General features: G+C 71.0%; 5 protein-coding genes. 1 reads left to right on the plus strand and 4 read right to left on the minus strand.

The genetic code is table 11. From position 1 onward, the window contains the following. The first annotated feature begins 102 nt into the window (after positions 1–102). Positions 103–2,343: a transglycosylase domain-containing protein gene (locus ACFYXM_RS04155; RefSeq protein ID WP_389286675.1), complete on the plus strand. Its 2,241-nt coding sequence runs from the start codon at positions 103–105 to the stop codon at positions 2,341–2,343. A 124-nt stretch (positions 2,344–2,467) separates the two neighbouring features. Here the strand turns inward: ACFYXM_RS04155 and ACFYXM_RS04160 are convergent, their stop codons facing one another. The 4 genes from ACFYXM_RS04160 to ACFYXM_RS04175 form a co-directional block, all read right to left on the minus strand. Further along, on the minus strand, positions 2,468–3,937 hold the full coding sequence (locus ACFYXM_RS04160) for a catalase (protein WP_389286677.1): 1,470 nt from the start codon (positions 3,935–3,937) through the stop codon (positions 2,468–2,470). 170 nt (positions 3,938–4,107) lie between these two features. Beyond that, the gene (locus ACFYXM_RS04165) at positions 4,108–6,027 is read right to left on the minus strand and encodes a SpoIIE family protein phosphatase (RefSeq protein WP_389286678.1); all 1,920 of its coding nucleotides are present in this window, start codon (positions 6,025–6,027) and stop codon (positions 4,108–4,110) included. Between the two features lie 371 nt (positions 6,028–6,398). Then, the gene (locus ACFYXM_RS04170) at positions 6,399–7,109 is read right to left on the minus strand and encodes a DUF402 domain-containing protein (RefSeq protein ID WP_389286680.1); all 711 of its coding nucleotides are present in this window, start codon (positions 7,107–7,109) and stop codon (positions 6,399–6,401) included. A gap of 233 nt (positions 7,110–7,342) precedes the next feature. Then, on the minus strand, positions 7,343–8,803 hold the full coding sequence (locus ACFYXM_RS04175) for a class II fumarate hydratase (RefSeq protein WP_389286681.1): 1,461 nt from the start codon (positions 8,801–8,803) through the stop codon (positions 7,343–7,345). Positions 8,804–9,136 lie beyond the last annotated feature (333 nt).

The raw sequence follows: 9,136 nt of genomic DNA on the forward strand, positions 1-9,136 counted from the left end.
CGTCCGGAAAAGTCCGCACCGCTTGCTTTTCGTCCATGCGGACGGTGTTAGCTGAGTCGGGCCGACCGTCCGGTCGAGCGGAGAAACAGGAGCGGAACAGCGATGGGTCGAGCGGATGCGCGACGAGCCCAGCGGCGCGGAGCGCGGCGGGCGCCGAAGAGGGGCGGCATACGCGGACTCTTCACCTGGCGGAAGATGCTGGGCGCCTTCTTCGGGCTCTGCCTGCTGGTCATGGGCGCCTGCGTGGGGCTCTACCTGTATGTGGACATACCCGACGAGGCCAACGCTCTGGCGGAGCGGCAGAGCAACGTCTACCGGTACAGCGACGGCTCCCTGCTGACCCGTACCGGCGACGGGGTCAACCGTCAGAACGTGGACCTCTCCGAGGTCCCCAAGGACGTGCAGCACACCTTCGTCGCCGCCGAGAACAAGACGTTCTACGACGACCAGGGCGTCGATCTGAAGGGCACCACGCGCGGCATCCTGAACACGCTCATGGGCAAGGGCAAGCAGGGCGGCTCGACCATCACCCAGCAGTACGTGAAGAACTACTACCTGTCGCAGGAGCCGACGGTCAGCCGCAAGCTCCAGGAACTGGTGATCGCTCTCAAGATCGACCAGAAGATGAAGAAGGAGGACATCCTCGCCGGGTACGTCAACACCGCCTTCTACGGGCGCGGCGCCAGCGGCATCCAGGCCGCGGCCCAGGCGTACTACGGTGTCGACGCCAAGGACCTGAACGTCGCCCAGGGCGCCTACCTGGCCTCGCTGCTCCAGGCCCCCAGCCAGTACGACTGGGCGACCGCGACGCCGACCGGCAAGAAGCTCGTCAGGGAGCGCTGGGACTACACGCTCGACAACATGGTCGAGATGCACTGGCTCGACAAGGCCGAGCGCGACACCCTGAAGTTCCCCGTCCCGATGAAGCCCAAGCCCGCCCCCGGCATGGAGGGCCAGGCCGGTTACCTCGTCGAGGCCGCCAACCAGGAGCTCGACAAGCAGGGCATCACGGCGGAGGTGCGGCAGGCCGGCGGCTGGACCTTCACCCTCAACATCGACAAGAAGCGCCAGAAGGAGCTGGAGAAGGCCGTCGACCAGCGGCTGGAGTCCAAGCTCGACCGCAAGGGCAACAAGGTCGACGCGACCGTCCAGGCGGGCGCGACCTCCGTCGACCCGAAGTCCGGCGCGGTCGTCGCCCTCTACGGCGGGGAGGACTACGTCAAGCACTACCGGTCCAACGCCACCCGCCAGGACTACCAGCCCGCCTCCACGTTCAAGCCGCTGGTGTTCGCCTCCGCGCTGGAGAACGGGGCGAAGACCCAGAACGGCGACCTGATCGGCGTCAACACCCGGTACGACGGCACCAGCAAGCGGCCCGTCGTGGGCAGCAACACCCCGTTCGCCCCGCAGAACGAGGACGACATCAGCTACGGCGACGTCACCGTGCAGAACGCCATGAACAAGTCGATCAACTCGGTCTTCGCGCAGATGGTCGTGGACGTCGGCCCGGCGGAGGTGAAGGAGACCGCGCTGGCGCTCGGTGTGCCCGACAAGAACTTCCCCGAGCGCCCCGCCATCACGCTCGGCACGATGAACGCCTCCACCTGGGACATGGCGGGCGTCTACGCCACGCTCGACAACCACGGCAAGAAGGTCAACCCCTTCATCGTGAAGTCCGCCAAGCACAGCAGCCGGACGTACGAGCCGGTCGAGGGCATCGGCGAGCAGGCGATCAGCCGCAAGTCCGCCGACACCGTGACCTCGGTCCTGCGGGGCGTCGTGGACGAGGGCTCCGGTCGCGAGGCCAACACCACGGCCTACGACGCGGCGGGCAAGACGGGTACCGCGGAGGAGAACAAGTCCGCCCTGTTCGCGGGCTACACCCCCGAGCTCAGCACGGTCGTCGCGCTGTTCGGCGAGAACCCGCAGGGCGGTGCCCAGGTCAGCCTCACCGGCACCGCCAACGCCGGCCGGGCCAACGGCGGCGGCTTCCCGGCCCAGATCTGGGCGGACTACACACTGGCCGCGCTGAACGGCGGCTCCGACGCGAAGTTCGACCTGGAGGACGTCGAACAGGGTGAGTCGACCGTGCGGCAGACCCCGTCGAACACGCCGTCGGCGCCGGAGAGCCCGACGCAGCCGCCGACCCAGGACCCGAACCCGCCGGAGCAGAGCCCGAGCCGGACACCGGAGTCGCCGCCGGCCCAGTCGCCCGAAGTGCCGCCGACGAGCCAGTCGCCGGAGGTGCCGACGAGCGAGACCCCGGGCCTGCCGGGCGACGACGGCCCGGACCCGGGCCGGCCGGGTGACAACGGCGCCAACAACAACCCGCCCGCCCGCTGAGCGGGTGAACCCGCCATGACGGCATGGGGCAGGGGCGGCACCTTCGGGTGCCGCCCCCGCCCCATGCCTTTCTCGCGCCGTGCTCGTCCGTCCGCCGGACGAAGGAGCACGGCGGACGGAGGAATCAGCCGCCGTCGACCTTCTTGGCCACCCGGTCGCCGAGGTCCTTGTCCACGTTGCGCCAGTACTGGAGCGCGCGCTCCAGGACCGGGGCGCTCACGCCCTCCAGCAGATGGCCGGAGATGTTGGACACGAGCCGGTCGCGGGCGGCGTCGTCCAGGACCTTGCGCACCATCGTGCCCGCCTGGCCCCAGTCGTCGTCCTCGCTGTGCAGCTTGTACGCCTCGTGCACCATCTCGCCCGCCGTGGCCCAGCCCGCCGGGTCGCCGAAGCGCTCGGTGTCCGCGGCCGGACCGCCGTACGAGTTCGGCGCGTAGACCGCTCCCGTGCGCGCGGGCTCGTACCGCATGGGGCCGTCCTTCGCGTAGGAGTTGCGGCCGAACCGGGGGCGGTTCGGGGGCAGCTGCGCGTAGTTCGGGCCGATCCGGTAGCGGTGCGTGTCCGGGTACGAGAACAGCCGGCCGAGCAGCATCTTGTCGGGCGACGGACCGATGCCCGGCACCAGGTTCGACGGCTCGAAGGACGCCTGCTCGATGTGGACGAAGAAGTCCTCCGGGTTCTCGTTCAGCGTCATCCGGCCGACCTCGATCTCCGGATAGTCCGCGTGCGGCCACACCTTCGTCAGGTCGAACGGGTTGAACCGGTAGTCCGGGGCGTCGTCGAACGGCATGATCTGGACGTACAGCGTCCAGCTCGGATGGTCACCGCGCTTGATCGACTCGTACAGGTCGCGGCGGTGGACGTCGCCGTCGACCCCGGCCATCCGGTCGGCCTCGTCCTGCGTGTAGAAGTCGATGCCCTGGTCGGTCTTGAACCGGTACTTGACCCAGAACCTCTCGCCGCCCGCGTTCACCCACATATAGGTGTGCGAGCTGTAGCCGTTCATCTGGCGGTAGGTCTTCGGGATGCCCCGGTCGCCCATCAGCCACGTCACCATGTGCGCGGACTCGGGGGAGAGCGTCCAGAAGTCCCACTGCATGTCGTGGTCGCGCACCGCGCTGTCCGGGCGGCGCTTCTGCGAGCGGATGAAGTCCTGGAACTTCATCGGATCGCGTACGAAGAAGATCGGCGTGTTGTTGCCGACCATGTCGTAGTTGCCCTGCTCCGTGTAGAACTTCAGGGCGAACCCGCGCGGGTCGCGCCAGGTGTCGGGGGAGCCCTGCTCACCGGCGACCGTGGAGAAGCGGGCGAGCATCGCGGTCCGCTTGCCCGGTTGGAAGAGGTCGGCCTTGGTGAACTGGCTGATGTCGTTGGTCACCTCGAAGAAGCCGTAGGCGCCGGAGCCCTTGGCGTGGACCACTCGCTCGGGGACCCGTTCCCGGTTGAACTGGGCCATCTTCTCGATGAGGTAGTGGTCCTGCAGCAGGATCGGACCGTCGGAGCCCACGGTGAGCGAATGCTCGTCGCTCTCCACCGGGATTCCGGCGTTGTTCGTGGTGTAGGGAGTGTTCCTGGTCTTTGTTTCGTCGGACACGAGCGTCCTCCCGTCGGTGGGGGCTTCGTTCAGGTCGCCTTGTCCACGACTGAAGTCAACTCTGCCGACAGGAGGTCGGCAACATTTCGCTACCGTCCGTGCAGGGCTCTCCGCGCCCGGCCGTCCGCCCGGAACCGCGGGCCGTGCGGCCCGCGGTTCCGGATCGCGTCCTACGGGTTCCGGGCCGGCATCTCGAACCAGACCACCTTGCCGGTCGACAGCCGTGTCGCGCCCCATCGCCTGGCCAGCCGGTTCACCAGGAACAGGCCACGCCCGCCCTCGTCCATGTCCCGGGCCCGGCGCTGCCGGGGCAGCTGCGGGGCGTCGTCCCCGACCTCGCAGCGCAGGAAGTCGGTGCGCAGCAGCCGCAGCGTCACCGGTCGCTCCGCGTAACGGACCGCATTGGTCACCACCTCGCTGACCAGCAGCTCCACCGACTCGGACAACTCGTCGAGCCCCCACCGGCTCAGCGCCCGGCGGGCCAGCCTGCGGGCCCGCCCCGGGGCGGTCTCCTCCGGTTCCAGGTGCCAGTAGGCGACGTCGCTGGGCGCGATGCCGTCGAACCGGGCGGCGAGCAGCGCGATGTCGTCGTCCCGGTCACCGGGACCGAGCATGTCCAGGACGTCGTCGCACAGCGCCTCCAGCGGCGGCGAGTGGTCCGGGCCGGTCAGCCGCGCGGTGGCGGCGAGCCGTTCGCGCAGCATCTCGATGCCGGTCCAGACGTCCCGCAGCCGGGACTCCACCAGTCCGTCCGTGTACAGGAGCAAGGTGGCACCCGCCGGCGCGTCCAGTTCGACCGCCTCGAAGTCCACTCCACCGACGCCGATCGGGGCGCCGGGCGGCACCTTCAGCACCTCGGCACGGCCGCCCAGATGCAGCAGGACGGGCGGCGGGTGCCCGGCGTTGGCGATGGTGATGCGGTGCGCGACGGGGTCGTACACCGCGTACATGCAGGTGGCCATGCGGTCGCTGCCGAGGCGCTGCGCCTGCTCGTCGAGGTGGTGCAGCACCTCCTGCGGCGGCAGGTCGAGCTGGGCCAGGGTCTGCGCGGTGGTACGCAGCTGCCCCATGATCGCCGCGGAGGTCATGGAATGGCCCATGACGTCGCCGACGACCAGGGCGACTCTGCTGCCGGGCAGCGGGATCGCGTCGTACCAGTCGCCGCCGACCCGGGCCGTCTCGGCGGCCGGGAGATAGCGGGAGGCGAGGCGGACGCCGGTCGGCTGCGGCAGCGAGTCGGGCAGCATGGTGCGCTGGAGCTCGTCGGCGATGTACGCCTCGCGCCCGTACAGCACGGCCTTGTCGATGCCGAGCGCGGTGTGCGTGGCGAGCTGGGCCGCGACCAGCAGGTCGTTGGACTCGAAGGCAGGCCGTTCCGCGCCGCGCAGGAAGACGGCGGCGCCGATCACCCGCCGCCGGCCGCGCAGCGGGGCCAGGATCGCGCGATGCCCGGTGGGTACGGACCGGTCGGCGCCCAGCAGCTCGGGAAGCGCCGCGCGGGCCGCCGCGGAGTCCCCGAAGACCGGCCGCACCCCGCGCAGCACCTCGGCCAGCGCGCCACCCGAGCGGACCTCGCACAGCTCGGCCGCGGGCGGCAGATCGCCGTGCGGGTCGACGACTGGCAGGCGCAGCCGCTCGATCTCGGACGAGGCGTCGGTCTCGTCCTCGTGCAGCCGCAGCCGGTCCGAGCGGCGCAGCCGCAGCACGAACGGGGAGACCGGCCGCTCGTCACCGACCGGCAGCGGGTCGCGGAGGTAGACCAGTATGGCGTCGGAGAACGTCGGCACACTGGCCCGGCACAGCCCCAGCACGATCTCGTCGAGGTCGATGCCGCGGGCGATCCGCCGGGTGGCGGCCCCGACGAAACGCAGCCGGTCGCCCTCACGGCGGGAGGCGGCCTGCGGATCGGGTCCGGCCGCCGCGGCGGCCACCGGATTCCCGGCCGCGCCCGGTGCGGCGGCCGGGCCGGGGATCGCGGCGGAGGCATGGGAGGCGGCCGGCGCGGCGTCCTGCTGCCGCGGCCGGGTGCGTTCCTGCGGCCGTGCGGCGAGAGGCTGCCGGCCTTCGTGGGAGGTGGGATGCTCCGTCACGCGTGGGATTCCGTCCGTCCGGGCCGGTTGTATGAGGCAATCACCTCGTGGGGCGCTACTTTGCCCCGGCAAGAGCGGCGAAAACAACGGCTGTCACCGGATGCCCCCGAACGAGGGGCCGAAACCGGATACCCGCGGAGTGGTCCGGTGACGGCGTTTCCGGCGACGGGGCGGGCGACACCGGGCACGTCTCCACCCCCTCGTAGTGGCTCATACGATTCATACGACTGATGTGGCCCATACAGCTCATGCAGTGCGTGATGCCCGCGCGGTGACTTGTGGTCAGGTCCGGTGCCGCGCGCTCCGGTTGGAGCGGTGCGGCACTTCGGAGGACGATCCTACGGTTGCCCCCCTGGGGTGCGACAAGGGTCTCATGACGCCATGTGCGTGGGGGTACGGTCCCAGTCATCCGGGAGCGCCGGAACCCGCCAGCCCGGATCCGGCCGCCAGTGCTCCCAGCCGTCACGGAACGGCGTGCCCCAGTCCCGGATCACCTCGACGGCGGCCAGACCCGCCTCCCGCACCTGCCGCGCGGTCCCCGGGGCCAGCAGCCCGACCCGCTGCGCCTGGGCGAACTCGTCCTCGTCGCGCCAGACCCAGCTGCGGTCCGGGTAGACGGAGATGTCGAGAAAGTGGTCCTCGGAGTCGATGCCGCCCGCCCAGCGGGTGCGCGGCTCCTCCAGGTTCACGTACCAGCTGCGGAACTGCCAGCCGCTCTCCCAGAACAGCCAGATCGACCAGGGTTCACCCGGATGGGCGAGTTTCAGCACACCGTTACCGAGCCAGGGCGAGCGCGCGGTGGTGCGCGGGGCGGTGTAGCGGGTGGCGAGCGGCTCGTCGTGCACGTCGGTGCCGTCCGTCAGGACCGGCTTCACGCACTCGGTGCCGGGCGCCACCCATACCGCGAGCAGTTCGTCGGTGTCCTGCACGACGGTGACGGGGCGGCAGATGTGGACCGGTCCGGGGACGCGGCCCGTCCCGCCGTCCCCGTTCCCGTCCCGCGGCGGTGGGACGTTGCCGCGGTAGCGCCACAGGATCTGGTCCCCCGGCGCCCAGTGCTCGTTGTATCCGGTGCCTGCCATGGGCAGATCCTAGGGCCTGTTCCGAGTCGGCCCGTGGAGCGAGGAGCGGCGTCCGGCGCCGTCGAATCCAAGGCGGAGGAGGGATTCGACGCGGGGCGCCGGCGACCGGCGGCAACGCGGGAGGCGGCGGTGCCGGATGCCGCGACGCTGCGGGCGAATTCGGAACAGGCCCGAAAGGTGCCGCCCGTAGCCGGCCCCTCTCGAAGACGCGACGGCCCCGTCCGCCGCGGACCTCACGGACGGGTCATGCGCAGTACGTCCAGGGCCTCGTCGAGCTGCTCCACCGTCAGGTCGCCCCGCTCGACGTAGCCCGACTCCAGCACCACCTCGCGGATCGTCCGGCGCTCGGCCAGGGACTTCTTGGCGACCTTCGCCGCCTCCTCGTAGCCGATGTACTTGTTGAGCGGGGTGACGACGGACGGCGAGGACTCGGCGTACTCCCTGGCCCGCTCCACGTTCGCGGTGATCCCGTCGACCGTGCGGTCCGCGAGCAGCCGCGAGGCGTTGGCCAGCAGCCGGACCGACTCCAGCAGGTTCTTCGCGATGACCGGGAGCATGACGTTCAGCTCGAAGTTGCCCGCCGCGCCCGCGACGGCGACCGTCGTGTCGTTCCCCGTCACCTGGGCGGCGACCATCAGGACGGCCTCGGGGACGACCGGATTCACCTTCCCCGGCATGATCGACGAACCCGGCTGGAGATCCGGCAGGGCGATCTCGGCGAGGCCGGTGCGCGGCCCGGACGACATCCAGCGCAGGTCGTTGGAGATCTTGGTGAGCGAGACGGCGATGGTGCGCAGCTGGCCCGAGGCCTCCACGAGGGCGTCCCGCGCCCCCTGCGCCTCGAAGTGGTTGCGGGCCTCGGTGAGCGGCAGCCCGGTGACGCGGGCGACCTCGGCGATGACCGCGGCGGAGAAGCCGGGCGGGGTGTTGATGCCGGTGCCGACGGCCGTGCCGCCCAGCGGCAGCTCGGCGAGGCGGGGGAGGGAGGCGTGCAGCCGTTCGATCCCGTACCGGATCTGTGCCGCGTAGCCGCCGAACTCCTGCCCCAGGGTGACGGGCGTGGCGTCCATGAGATGGGTGCGCCCCGACTTCACGACCGTCGCGAACTCGGCGGCCTTGCGCTCCAGCGCGGTGGCGAGGTGGTCCAGGGCCGGGACGAGATCGTGCGTGACGGCGGCGGTCGCGGCGATGTGGATGGAGGAGGGGAAGACGTCGTTGGACGACTGCGAGGCGTTGACGTGGTCGTTCGGATGGACCGGGCGGCCCAGGCGCTCGGTGGCGAGGGTGGCCACGACCTCGTTGGTGTTCATGTTGGACGAGGTGCCGGACCCGGTCTGGAAGACGTCGACCGGGAAATGCGCGTCCCAGCGCCCTTCGGCGACCTCCTCGGCGGCCTCCCGGACGGCCCGGGCGATGTCCGGGTCGAGCACGCCCAGCTCGGCGTTGACCTGGGCGGCGGCGGCCTTGATCCGGGCCAGGGCCTCGATGTGGGCCCGTTCCAGGAGTTGCCCGGAGAGCGGGAAGTTCTCCACCGCGCGCTGCGTCTGGGCCCGCCACTTGGCGTCCGCGGGCACCCTCACCTCGCCCATCGAGTCGTGCTCGACGCGGAAGCCGTCGCCGTCGGCGGGGGCCTGCGCGGCCCTCTCCGCGGGGCTTTGCGCGGGGTCCGGTGCCGGGGTCTGTGCGTCGTCCATGAGTGCAACCTCCTGAAGAAGGTGAGCCCTTATCTTGTTCCTTCTATTCCCAAGACGACTACCGGCCAGTAAATACCGGGGGTAACAACAACCCTCGGGAGGCGCAGTGCAGCGCACCAGACACACACTCCGCCGCATGGTCGCGACCGCCGCGGCCATGGCGGCGGCATTCGGCGGCCTGGCCGTCGCGGCTGGGCCGGCGGGCGCGGGGGGCCGGGCCGCCCCCGGCCCCCCCCCCCCCCCCCCCCCCCCCCCCCCACCACCACCCCCCCCCCCCCCCCCCCCCCCCAACAGCCCCCCCCCCCCCCCACAAACCAAACCACACCACCCACC

Source organism: Streptomyces sp. NPDC002476 (genome assembly GCF_042889785.1).
In the GTDB taxonomy this organism is placed as follows: Bacteria; Actinomycetota; Actinomycetes; order Streptomycetales; family Streptomycetaceae; genus Streptomyces.

Bases quoted from the DNA above. Each gene is read 5' to 3' on its own strand.
- ACFYXM_RS04155 (WP_389286675.1), top strand. From the start codon at position 103: ATGGGTCGAGCGGATGCGCGACGAGCCCAGCGGCGCGGAGCGCGGCGG.
- ACFYXM_RS04170 (WP_389286680.1), bottom strand. From the start codon at position 7,109: ATGGCAGGCACCGGATACAACGAGCACTGGGCGCCGGGGGACCAGATC.
- ACFYXM_RS04175 (WP_389286681.1), bottom strand. From the start codon at position 8,803: ATGGACGACGCACAGACCCCGGCACCGGACCCCGCGCAAAGCCCCGCG.